Origin of the sequence: Dyella sp. (assembly GCF_051962475.1) — a bacterium.
Classification (GTDB): domain Bacteria; phylum Pseudomonadota; class Gammaproteobacteria; order Xanthomonadales; family Rhodanobacteraceae; genus Dyella_A.
The window spans coordinates 1-18,170 of the sequence record NZ_JBQCCF010000062.1; the positions used below are offsets into that span (position 1 = coordinate 1).

Consider the following 18,170-nt stretch of genomic DNA (forward strand, 5'->3'; position numbering starts at 1 on the left):
CAGGTGAATTTCGCGGACGCGGGGCCGAAGTGGCTCGTCGCGGCGTACGCCAACCTGACGGCGCTGTAAGTTCCCTCTCCCGCTTGCGGGAGAGGGCTAGGGTGATGGGAAAACTTGCGGCGACGCCTTATCCGTTTGCAACCATCATCCCGGCGCAGGCCTGGGTCCATTTTGCCCTGCAAGCAAGGACGCAACGCTTTCGCGAGGATTTCGCTCGCCTACTCACCACATCCATGTGGCTCGCCCTTCGGGCCATCGGCTCCGCCGATGTTCGCTACGGCATCCGCCTTCGCAGTCGGGTTCCACCGCGATAAGGCTGCGGCGGCCCTGGAATGACGAAAGTGTTAGGCCCTCCCGAGTCCCGAGTCCCGGGTCCCGGGTCCCGGTAATTTCACAAGGCCTCGGAAGCAAAATCCGCCAGCCGCGAACGTTCGCCGCGGCGAAGGGTGACATGCGCAGCGTGCGGCCATTGTTTGAAGCGGTCCACCGCGTAGGTAAGACCCGAGGTCGTCTCGGTCAAATACGGCGTGTCGATTTGTTCGACGTTGCCGAGGCACACGATCTTGGTGCCGGGGCCTGCGCGGGTGATCAACGTCTTCATCTGCTTGGGCGTCAGGTTTTGCGCCTCGTCGATGATCAGGTAACGCGACAGGAAGGTGCGCCCGCGCATGAAGTTGAGCGAGCGGATCTTGATGCGCGAGGCGAGCAGGTCGTTGGTCGCCTGGCGCCCCCAGCTGCCGCCTTCCTCGGGGTTGGCGAGCACTTCGAGATTGTCGGTGAGCGCACCCATCCAGGGCGTCATCTTTTCTTCCTCTGTGCCGGGCAGGAAGCCTATGTCTTCGCCGACCGAGACCGTAGCGCGGGTCATGATGATCTCGCGGTAGCGCTGCTGGTCCATCACCTGGGCCAAGCCCGCCGCCAGCGCCAGCAGGGTCTTGCCGGTGCCGGCGGTGCCCAGCAGGGTGACGAAGTCGACGTCTGGGTCCATCAGCACGTTGAGCGCAAAGTTCTGCTCGCGGTTGCGTGCGGCGATGCCCCACACGCTGTGGTTGGGATGGCTGTGGTCGTCCAGCAGTACCAGCGTGGCCTGCTCTTCATCCACCGACACCACCCGCAGCTCCACGCTCTCCTCGCCGGGCAGGAACAGGCACTGGTTCGCGTACCAGTCCTCGCCCTCGTTGCGGTCGACCCGGTAGTAGGTGCGACCGCGCTCGTTCCACGACTCCACCTCGTTGTGGCGCTCCCAGAAATCTTCCGGCAGCTCGGTGGAGCCGGTGTAGAGCAGGGCGAAATCGTCCAACGCCTTGTCGTTTTCGTAATCCTCCGCGTCGATGCCGTAGATGCTGGCCTTGATGCGCAGGTTGATGTCCTTGCTGACCAGGATCACCGCGCGATCGGGCTGCTGCTCGCGCAGCTCGATGACCGCGGCGAGGATCAGGTTGTCCGCCTTGCCGTGATTGCTGGTGGCGCGCTGCTGGAAGTACAGGCGGCCGGTCTCGGCGCCGCGTTTGAGATTGACCCCCTGCGGGTTGTCCAGCGACAGGCCGTCCTTGATGCCGTGGCCATTGCCGCGCTCGATCAGTTCGTTGAGGAAACGGCTCACCTGGCGCCCGTTGCGGGACACCTCGGAGGCGCCTTTCTTCTTTTCGTCCAGCTCTTCCAGCACGGTCATGGGGATGAAGACGTCGTGCTCCTCGAAGCGGAACAGCGACGTCGGGTCGTGCAACAGCACGTTGGTATCGAGCACGTAGATGCGCTTGCTTCCGGTCATGCGGAAGAAACCTCGCTGGGCGAAATGGAGAGGAGGGACGAAATCCGCGCCACGGGCTGCCGCATCACGCGGCAAGACTTCCGAGCGCGCGCGTGGCGCCGACGCGCGATCGAAAAGGGGAGCTCAGGCCGCGGCGATGGCATCGAGCACGGCCTGCGCATGACCGGTCACCTTCACCCCGCGCCATTGCGCGGCCAGGCGGCCGTCCGGGTCCACCAGGAAGGTGCTGCGCACGATCCCCATGTGCTTCTTGCCATACAGCACCTTTTCGTGGATCACGTCGAACGCCTTGCACCAGGCCTCATCGGTGTCCGATATGAGTGGAAAGGGCAGGCCCTGCTTGGTGGCGAAGTTGGCATGCGAACGGATCGAGTCGCGTGACACGCCGATGACCTCGGCGTTGCGCTTGTGGAAGGCGGGATGGAGGTCGCGAAACTGTTGCGCTTCGGTGGTGCAGCCCGGCGTGCTGTCCTTTGGGTAGAAGTAGATCACTACCCAGCGACCCTTGTAGTCGGACAGCTTCAGCTCGGTGTCGTCGCCGGTGCGCCCTTTCAGGGCGGGAATCTTCTTGCCGATCTCAGGCATGGGGTCTCCTGCGGCGCCGCGCGGGCGTCGCATGGTTGAGGGGTGGAAGGAGTGGTGCCGCGACGTGGGCGGCGAAGGGAGCAGCATGGGTGGCGGTCGGGGCGAAGCCGCGGCAGCGGCGCTGGTTCCACGAAAGGTGCCCTGACTGCATGGCCGGCCTCACAAACGTCCCGGCCCAGAGACTAGCGCGTCTGGCGGCGAATGAAAGCCCTTGTCAGGGCCCTCGCGCCGCGCGATCCTCAGAACTTCACTGGATCCATGATGGCATCGAGGTTGAGGCTGTCGCACAGCTCCAGAAAGTCGTCGCGCAAGGTGGCGATATGGCTGTCCGACGGAATGCCGATGGTGATCTGCGCCTGGAACATTTCCGCACCGGTCTGCATCGCCTGGTAGCGCATCGAGCTGAGCTGTTCGACGCTGATGCGGTTGCGGTGGAAGAACTCCACGATGCGCACCAGGATGCCCGGGCGATCGGCGCTGACCACTTCCACCAGATAAGGCAACAGGCGCGAGTCCGGCTCGCGCGGCTGCGTGCGGTAGTGCACCAAGTGCATGTCCTCGTCGCGCGCCAGCTTGCCCAACGCATTTTCGAGTTTTGCCAGCGCGTCCCAGGCGCCGCTGGCAACGAGCACCAGCGAGCTGTCGGCGCCGATCGTGGAGACGCGGGCGTCGGACAGGTTGCAACCGGCGTCGGCGATGCGGCGGGCCAGCGTGAGCAGAGGACTCTTGCCAGCCGAGGACAGGGTCTGGATCAGCAACTGGTGGTCGCTGCCGGCGCGCGGAATGGTGCGGTTCAAAGACGGACCTGCCTGTGCGGGGACATGCCTGGCGCGAACGCTCCAGGCGTTGGATTTTCGAGCTTACTTGCCCGTCGCGCGAGCCCGCAAGTAACATGCACGACTCGATTTTTGCTGGAATCCGTCCCTTGGACATCCGCGGAAGCATCTGTGCCCTGGCCACGCCCTTCGGCAGCGATGGCGCGCTCGATCTGGATGCCTTTGCGCGTCTGCTCGACTACCAGATCGCTGGCGGTACGCAGGCGGTGGTCGTAGCCGGATCGACCGGCGAGGCGCACATGCTCGAGCACGCCGAATTCGATCAACTGCTGGCGTTTGCCGTGCGGCACGTCGCCGGCCGCGTGGCGGTGATCGCCGGCACCGGTGAGGCCGGCACGGCCAAGACCGTGACGCTGACCCGTCGTGCCGCGGAGCTGGGGGCCGATGCGGCGCTGGTGGTGACGCCTTATTACGTTCGTCCCACCCAGGAGGGCCTGCGTCGGCACTTCATCGAAGTGGCCGACAAGGGCGATCTGCCGGTGATCCTCTACAACGTGCCCGGGCGCACCGGTTGCGACATGCTCCCGGAGACGGTCGCGGTGCTGCGCGATCACCCGCGCATCGTTGGCATCAAGGAGGCGCGTGCCGATGACGAGCGCATCCGGGCGATGGCGGAACTTGTGCGGGCCGATTTCGTCTATCTCTCCGGCGACGACGGTACGGCCCGGCAGGCCATGCTGGCCGGGGCTGCCGGAACCATCTCGGTGGTCGCCAACCTGGTGCCCGGAATGTTCCGCGAACTGTGCGATGCTGCGGTGGCTGGCCAGGCGGATGTCGCCGAGCAGGTCGATGCGCGTTTGTCGCCGCTGGTGGAGGCGCTCAACGGAGCGCCCAATCCGATCGCGGTGAAGGCGGGCCTGCCGCTGCTCGGCTTGGGGACGGCAGTTCCGCGTCTGCCGTTGGTCGAACTGTCCGAAGGCGCGGTGCGCCAAGAGATTCACCGGGTACTGGCCCGTCTTGTTCCATTGGCTGTCGCCGCCTGAGGCGGGCGACATGACTCTCCCACGGAAATCCAATTACATGAAGAAAACGTCGCTCGCTGTGGCCCTGCCGGCCCTGGTTCTCTCCGGTCTCATGCTGTCGGGCTGCGGCATGTTCCGCTCGCACAAGTCGTGGGACACAGCCAAGCAGGAAGCTCCGCTGGAGATCCCGCCGGGCCTGGACACGCCGCCGGCCAGCGAGGCGCTGGTGATCCCGCCGCCGGGTGCCAACCAGCCGACCGCCAACGGTGCGACGGCGGCCGCCCCGGGCGCCGCCGCCACGATCACCGACGGCTTCGTGCTCAGCGACAGTGTTGATGCCGCGTACAAGCGGGTGGGCGATGCACTGGCGCAGGGCGAGATCGGCCAGGTCACCGCGCGCGACGATGCCGCGCACACCTATGCGGTGACCGTGATGGCCGCCGCGCAGGTCGGCAAGAAGCCCGGCTTCTTCGGGCGCATGTTCGGCCGCGGCAAGGGCGATGCCTCGCGCGCGACCCCGCATGAGATCAGCGTGTCAATCGGGCCGAGCGGGCAGAGCGGCAGCGAAGTGCGCGCCCAGGGCGAGGCGGCCGGCGTGGCCAAGCTGGTCGACGGCCTGAAGGCCAAGCTGGGGAACTGATCCGCAGCGCGTCATGCACGCAAACAAAAACGCCGCCCCAAGGGCGGCGTTTTTGTTGATGGATGCGATGACTTGCATGACGGTTGACGACGCGGTTGGCGATCAGCGCTCGAGCAGGTCGATCTTGTCCGGCTTGCCTTCCCACGCCTTGGCGTCGTCGGGCGGATCCTTGCGCTCGGTGATGACCGGCCACGCCTTGGCGAGTTCGGCGTTGAGCGGGACAAACTTCTCCTGCCCGGCCGGCACGTCGTCTTCGGGGTAGATCGCGTTGATCGGGCACTCCGGCTCGCACAAGGTGCAGTCGATGCACTCGTCCGGGTCGATCACGAGAAAGTTGGGACCTTCATGGAAGGCATCGACAGGGCAGACTTCGACGCAATCGGTGTACTTGCACTTGATGCAGTTGTCGGTGACGACAAAGGTCATGCTGCCGAGGGCCTGTCGAGATGTCCGGCGGCTGAGCCGGACTGAATTGGCGCTCCCTACGAGGTTCGAACTCGTGTTCCCGCCTTGAGAGGGCGGTGTCCTAGACCACTAGACGAAGGGAGCGTTCTGTTTCAGAGCGCGCTAGTATAACGAAATTGTTTCGCCCGGCAATGCCTTTATCGTTCCAGTGCGCCGCTTTTTTCGCGCGTCGCCCCGGCGGCACACCGGCGTGTCGCACCCCCCGGCGGGATGCTCTTGCATCGGCTCGTGCGCTAGGCTTCCGGGATTCTCCGATCGGCAGGGATTCTTACCGCTTGAACTTCCAGACTGGGAACGATGACGCGCCTGCGCTGCGGATCATTCCGCGCGACCAGCACGCGATTTCCCGCAAGAACATCAGCAAGGCTGCGCTCCGGGTGCTGTACCGCCTCAACGAGGCCGGCTTCGACGCCTATCTCGTTGGTGGTGCGGTCCGCGACCTCCTGCTCGGCGGCCACCCGAAGGACTTCGACGTGGCCACCAATGCCACGCCGGACGAGGTCAAGAAGCTCTTCCGCAACTGCCGGTTGATCGGTCGTCGCTTCCGCCTGGCGCACGTGGTGTTCGGCCCCGAGATCATCGAGGTGGCCACCTTCCGCGGCACCGGCGAGGAAGATGGCGAGGGCGATCGCCACATCGTCGACGGCCGCATCGTGCGCGACAACGTGTGGGGCACGATCGAAGAAGATGCCGTGCGCCGCGATTTCCGCGTCAACGCGCTCTACTACGACATCAGCGATTTCTCGGTGCGCGATTACGTTGGCGGCATGCAGGACGTGGAAGATCGCGTGCTGCGCCTGATTGGCGACCCGGTGACCCGCTATCGCGAGGATCCAGTGCGCATGTTGCGTGCCGCGCGCCTGGCGGCGAAGCTGGAGTTCCGCATCGATGCCCCGGCTGCGGCCCCATTCGAAACGCTCGGCCCGCTGCTGACCGAAGCGGCGCCGGCGCGCCTGTTCGACGAGTCGCTCAAGCTGTTCCTCAGCGGCCACGGCTTGAAGAGCTTCCGCATGCTCGAACAGTGCGGGCTGCTGAAGTTCCTGTTTCCTTCCACCGCGCGGGCGCTGGAGCGCGGCGACCAAGCCTTGCGTTCGCTGGTGGAGCAGGGGCTGGCCAATACCGATGCGCGGGTGATCGAGGGCAAGTCGGTGACCCCGGCTTTCCTCTTTGCCGTGCTGTTGTGGGGTGAGGTGCGCGATCACGCGCACGGTTGGATCGCGCAGGGCATGGATATGTCCGAAGCATGGGCGCACGCTGCGGCGCATGTGGTGGGTGAACAGTGCCAGCGCGTGGCGATCCCGCGGCGGTTCACCTTCACAATGGAAGAGATCTGGTCGCTGCAGCCGCGCTTCGAGCAGATCCAGCGCAAGCGGGTGTTCCGCCTGCTTGCGCAGCCGCGCTTTCGAGCGGCCTTCGACTTCCTGCTTCTGCGCGCCGACGAGTCGCCGGCGATCCGCGAACTCGGCCAGTGGTGGGCGCATGCGCAGCAACTGCCGCAGGACGTGCTGGCCGCCGCGCTCCCGGCCAGTGGCGGCGGCGGCGCGCCGGACGTGCCAGCCGCCGCGGCGGCTGGCCGGCCACCGCGCAAGCGTCGCCGTCGGCGCAAGCCATCCGGCAAGTCCGGCTCGGCGTGAGTGCGCCGACGCCTGCTCGCGATGCCTACGTGGCGCTGGGCAGCAATCTGGGCCATTCGCTGCAGACGCTCCGGCAGGCCGTGACCGACCTCGGCCGGCTGCCGGGGACTGAAGTGGCGGCCTGCTCGCGCTTCTACCGCACGCCGCCGTGGGGCGTGCATGACCAGCCGGATTTCATCAATGCGGTGGCTCGGTTGCGCACCGCCCTGTCCCCGCACGAACTGCTCGACGCGCTGATGGCGATCGAGGCCGCTGCCGGCCGCGAGCGCGACGGCCGACGCTGGGGCCCCCGCACGCTCGATCTGGACCTGCTGCACATGGACGGCGTCACGCTGGACGATCCGCGCCTGACGCTGCCGCATCCGCGCATTCACGAACGCGCCTTCGTCCTTGCGCCGCTGGCCGACGTTGCGCCGCAACTGGAGGTACCGGGGCAGGGGACGGTGGCGCAATTGCTGCAGCGGGTCGATTACACCGGTTGCACCGTGCTGCCCTGATTCGCACCCTTCTGCTGCACTGCGGCGGCGAGGGTTTATGATGTGCGGCCCGCTCGAACCCAGGATCGCCTCGTGTACGTGCACAACGCCAGTACCCCCGACCGCAAGCCGGTGACCGTTCCGGGCCTGCGAGCGATGAAGGCCGAGGGGCGACGCATCGTCATGTTGACCGCGTACGACGCCAGCTTCGCCTTTCAGCTGGAAAGCGCTGGCGTGGACGTGGCGCTGGTCGGCGACTCGCTCGGCATGGTGGTGCAGGGACATGCCAGCACGCTGCCGGTGACGCTCGATCACATGGTCTATCACACCGCCGCGGTCGCCCGCGGCCTGCGCTCGACGCTGCTGGTGGCCGATCTGCCGTTCATGAGCGATCGCGACACGGCCCACACGCTGGAAGCCGGCGCGCGTCTGGTTGGCGAAGCGGGTGCGGCGATGGTCAAGATCGAAGGCGCCGCGCCCCATGTGCTGGAGGCGATCGGCGCACTGGTCGCGCGAGCCATTCCGGTGTGCGCGCACCTGGGACTGACGCCGCAGTCGGTGCACAAGTTCGGCGGCTTCCGCATCCAGGGACGTGAGCAGGAGGCTGCCGATCGCGTACTGGCCGAGGCTCGAGCGGTCGAGGCCGCCGGTGCCGACCTGATCGTGTTGGAAGGTATGCCCACCACGCTGGCCCAGCGCATCACCGAGGGAGTGTCCATCCCGACGGTCGGCATCGGCGCCGGTCCGCACTGCGATGGCCAGGTGCTGGTGCTGCACGACCTGCTCGGCGTCACGCCGGGCAAGCGGCCGAAATTCAGCAAGGATTTCCTGCTGGGACACGATTCGGTGGCGGCGGCCATTGGCGCCTTCGCCGATGAAGTCCGGCGGGGCGTTTTTCCTGCGCCCGAACACTGCTTCAACTGAGGTTTCTTCGATGCAGACCGTGCAAGATGCCGGCTCCCTGCGCGCCGCCGTTCGCGGCTGGCGCGCGGCCGGGCAGACCGTGGGTTTTGTGCCCACCATGGGCAACCTCCACGCCGGCCACTTCTCGCTGATCCGGCTCGCGCGGATGCGTGCCGATCGAGTGGTGGCCAGCGTATTCGTCAATCCCACCCAGTTCGGTCCGAACGAGGATTTCGACCGTTATCCGCGCACACTGGCGCAGGATCAGGCCGGGCTGGCCGAGCACGATTGCGACCTGCTGTTCGCGCCCGACGTGGCCACGATGTATCCGTATGGTCCGGCTCACACGGTGAGCCTGCGCGTGCCGCAGATCACCGAGACGCTGGAAGGAGCGCACCGGCCGGGCCACTTCGACGGTGTGGCCACCGTGGTGTGCAAGCTGTTCAACCTGGTGCAGCCGGATCTGGCCGTGTTCGGGCAGAAGGACTTTCAGCAGCTCAAGGTGATCGAACGGATGGTGCGCGACCTGAGCCTGCCGGTGAAGGTGATCGGCGCGCCGACCCAGCGCGCCGACGACGGTCTCGCCCTGAGTTCGCGCAACCAGTACCTCTCGGCCGAGGAGCGGGCGCTGGCGCCGCGCATTCACGCCACGCTGGTGCAGATGCGCACGCTGATCGCCAAGGGACACGCGGTCGCGGTGGTGGAGCAGGCGGCCGGCGCGCAGCTGGAGCGCGCAGGATTCGTGCCCGACTACGTGGCGATCCGTCGCGCTGAAGACCTGATGCCTCCCGTCGTGGGTGAGCGCAGCGCGCTGGTGGGCCTCATCGCCGCGCGATTGGGCCAGACGCGGCTCATCGACAACTTGCTGTTCGACTGAACGGCACCATCTAAAGCCGCGTACCCGCCCGTGTTGCAGCGCACCGCCGGCGGTTCGATAATTGGCGGCTTCGCAGGCCGTACCTGCCGGAACCTGATGTCATGCACCTGAATATGCTCAAGGCCAAGATCCACCGCGCCACGGTGACCCACGCCGAGCTTCATTACGAAGGCTCGATCGCCATCGACAGCCTGCTGCTCGAAGCGTCGGGCATCCGCGAGTACGAACAGATCCACGCGTGGAACATCAACAACGGCAAGCGCTTCGTGACCTACGCGCTGAAGGCCGAGGCCGGCTCGGGCATCATCTCGGTGAACGGCAGTGCCGCGCACCGTGCGCAGCCGGGCGACCTGATCATCATCGCCGCGTTCGCCCAGCTCTCCGAAGCCGAGGCCGAGGCGCACCAGCCGATGCTGGTGTATGCCGATGCGAAGAACGGTATCTCGCACACCAACCGTTCGATCCCGACCCAGATGGCCGCGGCCTGAGCGGCGGCGGTGCGGTGCGCTGCGGCGCCCGCGCTTGGGTTACGGGTGCGCCACCGGCGTGCCCTGGTGATACACCGCCTTCCATCCCTCCACGGTGCGCCGCCACAGCGTGGTGCGCCGGGTGATGCGTTCGTCCTGGCGTAGCCGATAGCTCAGCAGGTACAGGCTCGGCGCCAGCGGATGGCAGGCAAAGTCGTCCGCGGCCAGCGATTCATGGGACGGATGCGCCACGCGCTGGCGCAACACCTCGAGCACGTCGTCGCGGCTGTAGCGTTGGCCGGACGCGCCGATCTCCCAGAAGCCGGGCTCGGTGATCCGCTCGCCGTCGGCCGGGCCGGCGCCTGACTCGGGGCGATGGAAGATCGGTTCGAGCTGGCGCAGGTCGTCCAGCACGTCCTCCAGTCGCGGCATCGGTTTCAGGCTCTCGCTCATGACGGATCTCCGGTGGTGGGAGTTGCCTCGTGCTGGTGCAGGGCCCAGGCGACGTGTTCTCGTACGAGGGCCGAGGAGTGGTCGGCACGCGCGCGCAGCGCGTCCAACACCGCTTCCGAGCGTGGCGCGTTGCCCAGCGCCACGGCGATGTTGCGCAGCCAGCCCTCGTAGCCGGTGCGGCGGATCGCCATGCCTTCGGTGCGGCGCAGGAACTCCTCCTCGCTCCAGCCGAAGAGTTCGGTCAGCCGGGCGCCATCGAGCTGGTGGCGCGGGGCGAAATCCGGCTCCGCGGTGACCTGTGCGAACTTGTTCCACGGGCAGATCAGCTGACAGTCGTCGCAGCCAAAGATGCGGTTGCCCATGGGCTTGCGAAATTCGTCCGGGATGCTGCCCCTGAGTTCGATCGTCAGGTAGGAAATGCAACGCCGCGCATCGAGCCGGTACGGCGCCACGATGGCCTGGGTGGGGCACACGTCGATGCACCGCCGGCAGCTGCCGCAGTGCTCGCTGGCGGGCGTGTCCACTGGCAGCGGCAGGTCGGTGTACAGCTCGCCGAGGAAGAAATATGAGCCGGCGCGGCGATGGATCAGCACCGTGTGCTTGCCGACCCAGCCCAGCCCGGCGTTGCGCGCCAGCGCCTTCTCCAGCACTGGGGCAGAATCGACGTAAGCGCGATGGCCAAAGTCGCCCACTTTTGTGCGGATGCGTTCGGCAAGCCGCTGCAGGCGCTGGCGAATCAGCTTGTGATAGTCCCGTCCCAGCGTGTAGCGCGACACGTAGCCCAGCTCGCCGTTCTCCAGCACCGACCAGGCGTTGCGGATGTCCGGCGGCGCGTAATCCATGCGCACCGAGATCACCCGCTGCGTGCCCGGCTCCAGCTCCTGCGGCCGGCTGCGCTTGGTGCCGTGGCGCGCCATGTAGTCCATCTCGCCGTGGTGCTCGTCGTCGAGCCACTGCTGCAGGTGCTGTTCGTCGTGCGCCAGGTCGACGCCGCTGATGCCGGCATCGCTGAAGCCCAGCTCGGCCGCCCACTGCTTGATCGACCGCGCGAGTGCGACGTAGTCGATGGCGGTGGCGTCAGTGGCGGTGTCGTCGAGGCTGGGCATGGGCCTAGTTTAAGCGCTGCAGCGCCGTGGCCCGCCTTGCCTATAATCGGCCGATGACCGAGACCGATCACCGTTACGCGCTGTATACCGTCGAGCAGGTGCGGGCGCTCGATCGCCACGCCATCGATGTGCTCGGTATTCCCGGCTTCGAACTGATGCGCCGCGCTGCGGCCGCCGGCCTGGCCAGTCTGCGGCGCCACTGGCCGCAGGCCCGCCGCCTTGCCGTGTGGTGCGGGCCGGGTAACAACGGTGGCGACGGCTATCTGTTGGGAGCGCTGGCGAAAGAGGCCGGCCTGCAGGTGGAGCTGATCGCCTTGTCCGGTCAGGCCACCGGCGATGCGTTGCAGGCGCGCACCGCATTTGAGTTCGCCGGCGGACGCGTGCATCTGTTCGATCCAGCCGCACCGTGGCCGGACGTCGATGTGCATGTGGATGCCCTGTACGGCAGCGGCCTCAACCGCGCGCCCGAGGCGCCGGTGGCCGCCCTGATCGAGCGCATCAATGCGGGCGGCAAGCCGGTGCTCGCGCTGGACGTGCCCTCAGGCCTAGATGCCGATCGCGGCACCTGCCCCGGGGCGGCCGTGCGCGCGAAGGTGACGGTGTGCTTCATTGCGGCCAAGCGTGGCCTGTACACCGGCGTGGCTTCCGACTACGTCGGTGAGTTGGAGCTCGACACGCTGCAACTGCCCACGAGCCTGTGGCAGGCGCAACCGGCCGATGGCGAGCTGCTGCGGCCAACCAGTCTGCCGCCGCGTCCGCGAGTGGCGCACAAGGGCGATCATGGCCACCTGCTGGTGGTGGGTGGTGATCAGGGCATGGGCGGCGCGATTCGCCTGTGCGGCGAGGCGGCACTGCGCGCCGGGGCGGGACTGGTGAGCGTGGCCACCCGCGATGTGCACGTGGTGGCGCTCAACGCGGGTTGTCCCGAGCTGATGGCCCGTGGCGTGGACGGTCCGCAGGCAATCGCGCCGCTGATCGAGCGGGCCGATGTGCTCGCCGTCGGGCCGGGGCTGGGGCAGGGCGCATGGGGACACGCGCTGTGGCTGACCGCGCTGGATTCGGATCGCCCGCTGGTGCTCGACGCCGACGGCCTGAACCTGCTCGCGCGCGAGCCGCGCCGGTTCGATCGGGCGACCGTGCTCACGCCGCATCCGGGCGAGGCCGCGCGCCTGCTCGGCGTGGATATCGCCACCGCGCAGGCCGACCGCTTCGCTTCCGTGCGCGAGCTGGCGCGCCGCCACGGTGCGGTGGTGGTGTTGAAGGGGGCAGGCAGCCTGGTCGCGCATCCCGACGGCCGCCTGGCCGCGTGTCCGTGGGGCAATCCCGGGATGGCCGTGGCCGGCATGGGCGATGTGCTCACCGGCGTCATCGCGGGCCTGCTCGCGCAAGGCGCCACGGCGTGGGAGGCGGCGTGTCTGGGCGTGGGGCTGCATGCGCGGGCCGGCGATGCTGCGGCTGAGGCGGGCGAACGCGGTCTGCTGGCCAGCGATCTATTAGGCCCGCTGCGCCGACTGGGCAACGGGCCGCGCCATGCGTGAGTACAGCGTGCGGCTGACTGACGAGGCAGCGACAGCGCGGCTGGCCAGCGAAGTCGGCGCGGCTATCGACGACGGGCTGGTGGGCTATCTGCACGGCCCGCTGGGTGCGGGCAAGAGCGCGTTTGCGCGCGCGCTGCTGCAGGCCCTGGGCGTGGCCGGTCGCATCAAGAGCCCGACCTACAGCCTGGTGGAGTCGTATCCGCTGGCGGGCGCCCAGGCTTGGCATCTGGACCTCTACCGCATCGCCGATCCGGACGAGCTGGAATGGCTGGGCATGGATGCGCTGGGCGAACCCGGTGCAGTCGTGCTGATCGAATGGCCGCAGCGCGGAGCCGGCGCCATTCCCGCGGCGGATCTCGAGGTGTTTCTCGAGTACGCCGGCAGCGGTCGCCGCGCCACCTTGCGGGCGGTCAGCGCACGAGGCGAGAGGCTGCTCAAGCGACTGCCGGCGCCGGACTCGCCGCCGGTTTGAGCGCGGCTCGCAGCGCTAAGTTTGCGTTTCTGCTGGAAAAATGTGCCGGTATGCGGCGGCGGATTAATGCCGGAGAAAGCGCGGCTTGCGGGGGTCTTCTGGACATGATCTGACGAATGCAGTGCAGGTTGCGGATATCCAAGGAAAAAATGCTTGCAATGGCGTTTTCCCTGCGATTCAATGCAGCGCATGAGGGCATCCCTGTTCAGGACTGGCTTGATCGCGCTGGTGGCTTGCGCCGCCGGCTTTTCCGCGTTGTCCGCCGAGGCCGCCGACGTGCGCGCCGCGCGGGTCTGGGCGGGCCCGGACTACACCCGCGTGGTGTTCGATCTGAGCGGACCGGTCAGTTACCAGCTTCGACACGACGCTGGCCGCGTGCAGATCGACCTGGGCAATGACCGTCTGGCCTCCGCTTTTGCCACCCCGTCCGCGCAAGGCCTGTTCAAGGGCTTGAGCAGCCATCGTCGCGGCGGTCGGCTTGAGCTGGTCGCCGACGTCGACGCGCACAGCGCGCCGAAGAGCTTCGTGCTCAAGCCGGGCGGTGGCTACGGCTACCGGCTCGTGCTCGATCTGTATCCCGATGGCGCCAGCAAGGGCGCCAGCGCGTCGGCGGTGGCCAGTGCGCCGGCGCCGGTGATGAAGGCCGTGCATGTGAGCAAGGCCGGCCCCAGCGAAGTGCTGACGCTGCGCCAGGTGGCCGAGCAGATGGGCGGGCAGCGCAAGGTGGTGGTGGCGGTCGACGCCGGCCACGGCGGCGATGATCCCGGCGCCCATGGCCCCGGCGGCACGCTGGAAAAGAACGTCACGCTGGCCGTGGCGCGCCAACTCGCGGCGCTGATCAACAAGCAGCCGGGCATGCAGGCCGTGCTCACCCGCGACGGCGACTATTTCATTCCGCTCAAGCGCCGCTACCAGATCGCCCGCGAGAAGAACGCGGACATGTTCGTGTCCATCCACGCTGACGCCTTCAAGAATGGCGATGCCAAGGGGTCGTCGGTGTGGGTGCTGTCGCCGCGCGGCAAGACCAGCGAGGCTGCACGCTGGCTGGCCGATCGCGAAAACCGCGCCGACCTGATCGGTGGCGTGTCGCTGGACGACAAGGACGACAGCCTCGCCGCCGTGCTGCTGGACCTGCAGCAGGGCTACGCGATGCAGGCCAGCGAGTCGATCGCCGGCAATGTACTCAAGGCACTGGGGCATCTCGGGCCGACGCATCGCGGCTACGTCGAGCGCGCCAACTTCGTGGTGCTGCGCTCACCGGACGTGCCGTCGATCCTGGTCGAGACCGCCTTCATCAGCAATCCGGTCGAAGAGCGCAAGCTGCGCGATCCCGCCCATCAGGCCGAACTGGCGCAGGCGGTGATGGGCGGCGTGCGCAACTATTTCGAGGCCACGCCGCCGCCGGGTACCTGGTTCGCCGCCGAGGCCGCGCGTCGCAGCGGGGCGATGCTGGCCGCCGCGCAGCCGGACGGCGATAGCCATGCGTCCGTGGCTGCCGCATCCAGCCGGGCCGACGAATCGGTCCGCGACCTGCATCGCGTGACCCGCGGCGAGAGCCTGGGCAGCATCGCGCGCCAGTACGGCGTGACGGTGGGCGCGCTCAAGAGCGCCAATCGCATCGACGGCAATACCGTCCGCGCCGGGGCAGTGCTGGCCATTCCGGCCGGCTGAGCGTCACCGCGGGTCGTCCACCGCCGGCGCGTTGCCTTCTCCATCTGAAGCCGCTCCCGTAAGCTACGCGGATGCCTGTCATCCGCGTGCTGCCTCCCGAACTCATCAACCAGATCGCCGCGGGCGAGGTCATCGAACGGCCTTCGTCGGTGGTCAAGGAGCTGGTGGAAAACAGCCTCGACGCCGGTGCTACGCGCGTGGAGGTGGACATCGAGCAGGGGGGCGCGCGGCTGATCCGCGTGCGTGACGACGGCGGCGGCATCGCCCCGGATGAATTGCCGCTCGCTGTGGCATCGCACGCCACCAGCAAGATCGGCAGCTTCGACGATCTCGAACACGTCGCCAGCATGGGCTTCCGTGGCGAGGCGCTGGCGTCGGTATCGTCGGTGGCCCGCTTTGCGCTGACTTCGCGCGCGCGCGGCGCCGAGGCGGCGTTTCGCATCGAGGTGGACGGCGGCAAGCTGCAGGCGGCGCGTCCGGCCCAGCATCCGCCGGGCACCAGCGTGGAAGTGCGCGACCTGTTCTACAACGTGCCGGCGCGGCGGAAGTTCATGCGCGCCGAGCGCACCGAGTTCGCCCATATCGACGATCTCCTGAAGTCGCTCGCCCTTGCGCGCAGCGGCGTGGAATTTCGGCTCAGCCACAACGGCAAACCGCTGCGGGTGTGGAAGGCCGCGCGTGACGAGCAGGCCGCGCTGGCGCGCGTGGCCGACGTGCTCGGCGAGGAGTTTCCCGGACGCAGCCTGCGGATCGACCATGCCGCGGCGGGACTGCACCTCTCCGGCTGGGTCGGCCTGCCCACCGCCTCGCGCGGCCAGCCGGATTCGCAGTTCTTCTACGTCAACGGCCGCCTCGTGCGCGATCGCGTGGTCGCCCACGCCGTGCGCCAGGCCTACGCCGACGTGCTGTTCCACGGCCGCCATCCGGCGTTCGTGCTGTACCTCGAGCTCGATCCGGCCGGCGTGGATGTCAACGTGCACCCGGCCAAGCACGAGGTGCGCTTTCGCGAGCAGCGGCTGGTGCACGACTTCCTGTTCCGCAGCCTGCACGAGGCGCTTGCCGAGACACGTGCGGGGCAGGCGCTGCCGGCGTCGCCAGCTGCCGTCGCCGAAACGGTCGTGACAAGCGCGGGTGCTGCTTCCGGAGCGTCTTCCTACAGTGGCGGCTGGTCCGGCGGGGCGGCCACGCAGAGCCGCCTCAGCCTCGGTGTGCGCGAGCAGCCGCTGGGCGATTACGCCGCGCTGCTCGGCGCGGCGGCGCAGGGGGAGGCCAACGACTGGGCGTCGCCCACGCTCGCGCCGTCGAGCCCCGAGCAGGCGCCGCCGCTGGGCTTCGCCATCGCCCAGCTCAAGAGCATCTACGTGCTGGCGGAGAACGAGCACGGCCTCGTGCTGGTGGACATGCACGCAGCGCACGAGCGCATCACGTACGAAAAGTTGAAGGCCGCGCGCGCAGCCAATCACCTGCGCTCGCAGGTGCTGCTGGTGCCGCTCAGCCTGGCGGTGAGCGCAAAGGAGGCCGCGGCTGCCGAGGAGCACGCCGAGGCGCTGGCGGCGTGGGGCCTGGAGCTGTCGCGCGGCGGTCCGTCGGCGGTGGTGGTACGGCGCATCCCGGCCCTGCTGGAGGGCGCCGACGTCAGCCAGCTCACCCGCGACGTTCTGGCCGAACTGGCGCAGCACGGCAGCTCTCGCCGGCTGCAGGAGCTGGAGAACGAGCTGCTCTCGACCATGGCCTGCCATGGCTCGGTGCGCGCCGGTCGCCGGCTGAGCCTGCCGGAAATGAACGCTCTGCTGCGCGAGATGGAAGCCACCGAACGCTCCGGCCAGTGCAACCACGGCCGCCCGACCTGGACCCAGCTCAGCCTCGGCGAACTGGACAGGCTGTTCCTGCGCGGCCGCTGACCACCGGCATTTGCCTCGCTGCCGCAGCGCTGCCCATACTCGGCGTTCCCTCCCTACTGGCTGCCGCCCGATGATCCGTCGTGTTCCGCTGGCCGTTGCTTTCCTGCTTGGAGTTCCCCTCGTGCACGCTACCGATGCTCCCGTTGCCCCGACTCTTTCCGCCCAGGACGTCACGCGCGAAGTCGAGCAGTGGCGGCAGGGACGGTTGCAGCGGCTGACTGCGCCAGGCGGCTGGCTCAGCCTGATCGGCCTGGAGTGGCTGCATGAGGGCGCCAACCGGATCGGTCATGCCGCAGACAATGACATCGTGCTGGCCGCCGGGCCGGATCATCTGGGCACCGTGACACTCGGTCCGGACGGCGCGCTGTCGATTGCGCTTGCCGCCGGCAGCGACGCCACGGTGGATGGCAAGACCGTCACCAGCGTACCGCTGGTCGACGACATGCACGCCGGCGCCGGCAGCCCGACGACGGTGCAGTTCGGCACCGCGAGCTTCTACGTGATCGATCGCGATGGCCGCAAGGCGCTGCGCGTGAAGGACACCGAGGCGCCCACCCGCAAGCACTTCCTCGGCATCGAGTCGTTCCCGATCGATCCGTCCTGGCGCATCGTGGCGAAGTGGGTGCCATTCGATCCGCCGCACAAGCTTCAGATCGGCTCGGTGATCGGCACCATCGACGCGGTCGACGTGCCGGGCAAGGCGGTGTTCCAGCGCGACGGCAAGACCTTCGAACTGCTGCCCTACCAGGAGGAGCCGGGTGGCGAGCTGTTCTTCGTGATCGCCGACCGCACCTCGGGCAAGGAGACCTACGGCGCGGCGCGCTTCTTCTACGCCGCGCTGCCCGCCGGCGGCGTGAAACAGCCCGGTAGCGTGGTGCTCGATTTCAATCGCGCCTACAACCCGCCGTGCGCGTTCACGCCGTTCGCAACCTGCCCACTGGCGCCGCCGGAAAACCGACTGGACATCGCCGTGACCGCGGGCGAGAAGAAGTACGCCGGCAGCCATCACTAGATCCTCCGCTCCTCGGTAGGAGCCCGCTCGCGGGCGATGCTCTTGGCGCTGATGCTGCATCAAAGCGAAAGGCATCGCCCGCAAGCGGGCTCCTACAAGGGGTACCGTGAGGCGCCGCTCAGCGGCCTTTGAACTCGGGTTTGCGCTTGTCGAGGAACGCGCTCGTGCCTTCGCGCATGTCCTCGCTGGAGAACACCAGGGCGAAGTTCTGGGTCTCGACCTCCAGGGCCTGGTCGAGACCCGCTTCGCCGGAAATTCGGCTGGACATCGCGGCGAGAAGAGATACTCCGGAGACCATCACTAAGGCCGCGCGTCCTCCGGTAGGAGCCCGGGGGAGGGGCAAAAAAAAAGATATTTTTTTTGTTAAAAAACCAAAAAAAACACCCCATCGGGGGGGTTTA

General features: G+C 67.7%; 18 protein-coding genes, 1 tRNA gene and 1 pseudogene. 12 read left to right on the plus strand and 8 right to left on the minus strand.

Annotation, left to right across the window (positions count from 1 at the left end; translation table 11 throughout):
• Positions 1 to 391: 391 nt before the first annotated feature.
• The 3 genes from ACTHJF_RS13345 to ACTHJF_RS13355 form a co-directional block, all read right to left on the minus strand.
• Positions 392 to 1,771 carry a PhoH family protein gene (locus ACTHJF_RS13345; protein WP_440267540.1) on the minus strand — a complete coding sequence of 460 codons (1,380 nt, stop codon included), beginning with the start codon at positions 1,769 to 1,771 and terminating at the stop codon, positions 392 to 394.
• A gap of 123 nt (positions 1,772 to 1,894) precedes the next feature.
• Positions 1,895 to 2,356 carry a peroxiredoxin gene (locus ACTHJF_RS13350; protein WP_431637426.1) on the minus strand — a complete coding sequence of 154 codons (462 nt, stop codon included), beginning with the start codon at positions 2,354 to 2,356 and terminating at the stop codon, positions 1,895 to 1,897.
• A gap of 239 nt (positions 2,357 to 2,595) precedes the next feature.
• Positions 2,596 to 3,141: a glycine cleavage system protein R gene (locus ACTHJF_RS13355; protein WP_431638132.1), complete on the minus strand. Its 546-nt coding sequence runs from the start codon at positions 3,139 to 3,141 to the stop codon at positions 2,596 to 2,598.
• 107 nt (positions 3,142 to 3,248) lie between these two features.
• Between ACTHJF_RS13355 and dapA the strand changes: the two genes are divergently transcribed.
• Together dapA and ACTHJF_RS13365 are read left to right on the plus strand one after the other, a co-directional pair.
• A complete protein-coding gene (gene dapA, locus ACTHJF_RS13360) occupies positions 3,249 to 4,175 on the plus strand; it encodes a 4-hydroxy-tetrahydrodipicolinate synthase (RefSeq protein WP_440267541.1) in 927 nt (308 codons plus the stop codon).
• Between the two features lie 37 nt (positions 4,176 to 4,212).
• Positions 4,213 to 4,794, plus strand: coding sequence for a hypothetical protein (locus ACTHJF_RS13365; protein ID WP_440267542.1), 582 nt, complete (start codon positions 4,213 to 4,215; stop codon positions 4,792 to 4,794).
• 102 nt (positions 4,795 to 4,896) lie between these two features.
• Here the strand turns inward: ACTHJF_RS13365 and fdxA are convergent, their stop codons facing one another.
• Both fdxA and ACTHJF_RS13375 read right to left on the minus strand, forming a co-directional pair.
• Positions 4,897 to 5,220, minus strand: a complete 324-nt coding sequence (gene fdxA / locus ACTHJF_RS13370) for a ferredoxin FdxA (RefSeq protein WP_440267543.1) — start codon at positions 5,218 to 5,220, stop codon at positions 4,897 to 4,899.
• Between the two features lie 47 nt (positions 5,221 to 5,267).
• Positions 5,268 to 5,343, minus strand: a tRNA-Glu gene (locus ACTHJF_RS13375).
• A gap of 191 nt (positions 5,344 to 5,534) precedes the next feature.
• Between ACTHJF_RS13375 and pcnB the strand changes: the two genes are divergently transcribed.
• The 5 genes from pcnB to panD all read left to right on the plus strand — a co-directional run bounded on the left by pcnB (position 5,535) and on the right by panD (position 9,637).
• On the plus strand, positions 5,535 to 6,893 hold the full coding sequence (gene pcnB, locus ACTHJF_RS13380) for a polynucleotide adenylyltransferase PcnB (RefSeq protein ID WP_440267544.1): 1,359 nt from the start codon (positions 5,535 to 5,537) through the stop codon (positions 6,891 to 6,893).
• Positions 6,890 to 7,390, plus strand: coding sequence for a 2-amino-4-hydroxy-6-hydroxymethyldihydropteridine diphosphokinase (gene folK / locus ACTHJF_RS13385; protein ID WP_440267545.1), 501 nt, complete (start codon positions 6,890 to 6,892; stop codon positions 7,388 to 7,390). The genes pcnB and folK overlap by 4 nt, the downstream gene beginning before the upstream one ends.
• A gap of 72 nt (positions 7,391 to 7,462) precedes the next feature.
• On the plus strand, positions 7,463 to 8,293 hold the full coding sequence (panB, locus tag ACTHJF_RS13390) for a 3-methyl-2-oxobutanoate hydroxymethyltransferase (protein WP_440267546.1): 831 nt from the start codon (positions 7,463 to 7,465) through the stop codon (positions 8,291 to 8,293).
• A 10-nt stretch (positions 8,294 to 8,303) separates the two neighbouring features.
• Complete coding sequence (gene panC / locus ACTHJF_RS13395; RefSeq protein ID WP_440267547.1) at positions 8,304 to 9,149, plus strand: pantoate--beta-alanine ligase; 846 nt, start codon at positions 8,304 to 8,306, stop codon at positions 9,147 to 9,149.
• A 101-nt stretch (positions 9,150 to 9,250) separates the two neighbouring features.
• Positions 9,251 to 9,637, plus strand: coding sequence for an aspartate 1-decarboxylase (panD, locus tag ACTHJF_RS13400; RefSeq protein WP_431637414.1), 387 nt, complete (start codon positions 9,251 to 9,253; stop codon positions 9,635 to 9,637).
• A gap of 39 nt (positions 9,638 to 9,676) precedes the next feature.
• On the opposite strand, the gene ACTHJF_RS13405 is transcribed toward panD, so the two are convergent.
• On the minus strand, positions 9,677 to 10,069 hold the full coding sequence (locus ACTHJF_RS13405) for a nuclear transport factor 2 family protein (protein WP_440267548.1): 393 nt from the start codon (positions 10,067 to 10,069) through the stop codon (positions 9,677 to 9,679).
• Positions 10,066 to 11,175, minus strand: coding sequence for a tRNA epoxyqueuosine(34) reductase QueG (gene queG / locus ACTHJF_RS13410; RefSeq protein WP_440267549.1), 1,110 nt, complete (start codon positions 11,173 to 11,175; stop codon positions 10,066 to 10,068). The genes ACTHJF_RS13405 and queG overlap by 4 nt, the downstream gene beginning before the upstream one ends.
• Positions 11,176 to 11,228: 53 nt before the next feature.
• Here queG and ACTHJF_RS13415 point away from each other — a divergent pair, with 53 nt between their 5' ends.
• The 5 genes from ACTHJF_RS13415 (at position 11,229) to ACTHJF_RS13435 (ending at position 17,769) form a co-directional block, all read left to right on the plus strand.
• Positions 11,229 to 12,713 carry an NAD(P)H-hydrate dehydratase gene (locus ACTHJF_RS13415; protein ID WP_440267550.1) on the plus strand — a complete coding sequence of 495 codons (1,485 nt, stop codon included), beginning with the start codon at positions 11,229 to 11,231 and terminating at the stop codon, positions 12,711 to 12,713.
• Complete coding sequence (gene tsaE, locus ACTHJF_RS13420) at positions 12,706 to 13,185, plus strand: tRNA (adenosine(37)-N6)-threonylcarbamoyltransferase complex ATPase subunit type 1 TsaE (protein ID WP_440267551.1); 480 nt, start codon at positions 12,706 to 12,708, stop codon at positions 13,183 to 13,185. The genes ACTHJF_RS13415 and tsaE overlap by 8 nt, the downstream gene beginning before the upstream one ends.
• A 189-nt stretch (positions 13,186 to 13,374) precedes the next feature.
• Positions 13,375 to 14,856, plus strand: coding sequence for an N-acetylmuramoyl-L-alanine amidase (locus tag ACTHJF_RS13425; protein WP_440267552.1), 1,482 nt, complete (start codon positions 13,375 to 13,377; stop codon positions 14,854 to 14,856).
• Positions 14,857 to 14,927: 71 nt separating this feature from the next.
• A complete protein-coding gene (mutL, locus tag ACTHJF_RS13430; RefSeq protein WP_440267553.1) occupies positions 14,928 to 16,757 on the plus strand; it encodes a DNA mismatch repair endonuclease MutL in 1,830 nt (609 codons plus the stop codon).
• 70 nt (positions 16,758 to 16,827) lie between these two features.
• Positions 16,828 to 17,769, plus strand: coding sequence for a DUF1684 domain-containing protein (locus tag ACTHJF_RS13435; protein ID WP_440267554.1), 942 nt, complete (start codon positions 16,828 to 16,830; stop codon positions 17,767 to 17,769).
• Between the two features lie 118 nt (positions 17,770 to 17,887).
• Here ACTHJF_RS13435 and ACTHJF_RS13440 read toward each other — a convergent pair.
• Positions 17,888 to 18,170: pseudogene (locus ACTHJF_RS13440) on the minus strand (hypothetical protein); the annotation flags it as partial.

What these genes read in the sequence shown, in the direction of transcription:
- ACTHJF_RS13345 (WP_440267540.1), bottom strand. Translation starts at nt 1,771, where the DNA reads ATGACCGGAAGCAAGCGCATCTACGTGCTCGATACCAACGTGCTGTTG.
- ACTHJF_RS13350 (WP_431637426.1), bottom strand. Translation starts at nt 2,356, where the DNA reads ATGCCTGAGATCGGCAAGAAGATTCCCGCCCTGAAAGGGCGCACCGGC.
- dapA (WP_440267541.1), top strand. Translation starts at nt 3,249, where the DNA reads ATGCACGACTCGATTTTTGCTGGAATCCGTCCCTTGGACATCCGCGGA.
- ACTHJF_RS13365 (WP_440267542.1), top strand. Translation starts at nt 4,213, where the DNA reads ATGAAGAAAACGTCGCTCGCTGTGGCCCTGCCGGCCCTGGTTCTCTCC.
- fdxA (WP_440267543.1), bottom strand. Translation starts at nt 5,220, where the DNA reads ATGACCTTTGTCGTCACCGACAACTGCATCAAGTGCAAGTACACCGAT.
- panC (WP_440267547.1), top strand. Translation starts at nt 8,304, where the DNA reads ATGCAGACCGTGCAAGATGCCGGCTCCCTGCGCGCCGCCGTTCGCGGC.
- panD (WP_431637414.1), top strand. Translation starts at nt 9,251, where the DNA reads ATGCACCTGAATATGCTCAAGGCCAAGATCCACCGCGCCACGGTGACC.
- ACTHJF_RS13405 (WP_440267548.1), bottom strand. Translation starts at nt 10,069, where the DNA reads ATGAGCGAGAGCCTGAAACCGATGCCGCGACTGGAGGACGTGCTGGAC.
- queG (WP_440267549.1), bottom strand. Translation starts at nt 11,175, where the DNA reads ATGCCCAGCCTCGACGACACCGCCACTGACGCCACCGCCATCGACTAC.
- ACTHJF_RS13415 (WP_440267550.1), top strand. Translation starts at nt 11,229, where the DNA reads ATGACCGAGACCGATCACCGTTACGCGCTGTATACCGTCGAGCAGGTG.
- tsaE (WP_440267551.1), top strand. Translation starts at nt 12,706, where the DNA reads ATGCGTGAGTACAGCGTGCGGCTGACTGACGAGGCAGCGACAGCGCGG.
- ACTHJF_RS13425 (WP_440267552.1), top strand. Translation starts at nt 13,375, where the DNA reads ATGAGGGCATCCCTGTTCAGGACTGGCTTGATCGCGCTGGTGGCTTGC.
- mutL (WP_440267553.1), top strand. Translation starts at nt 14,928, where the DNA reads ATGCCTGTCATCCGCGTGCTGCCTCCCGAACTCATCAACCAGATCGCC.
- ACTHJF_RS13435 (WP_440267554.1), top strand. Translation starts at nt 16,828, where the DNA reads ATGATCCGTCGTGTTCCGCTGGCCGTTGCTTTCCTGCTTGGAGTTCCC.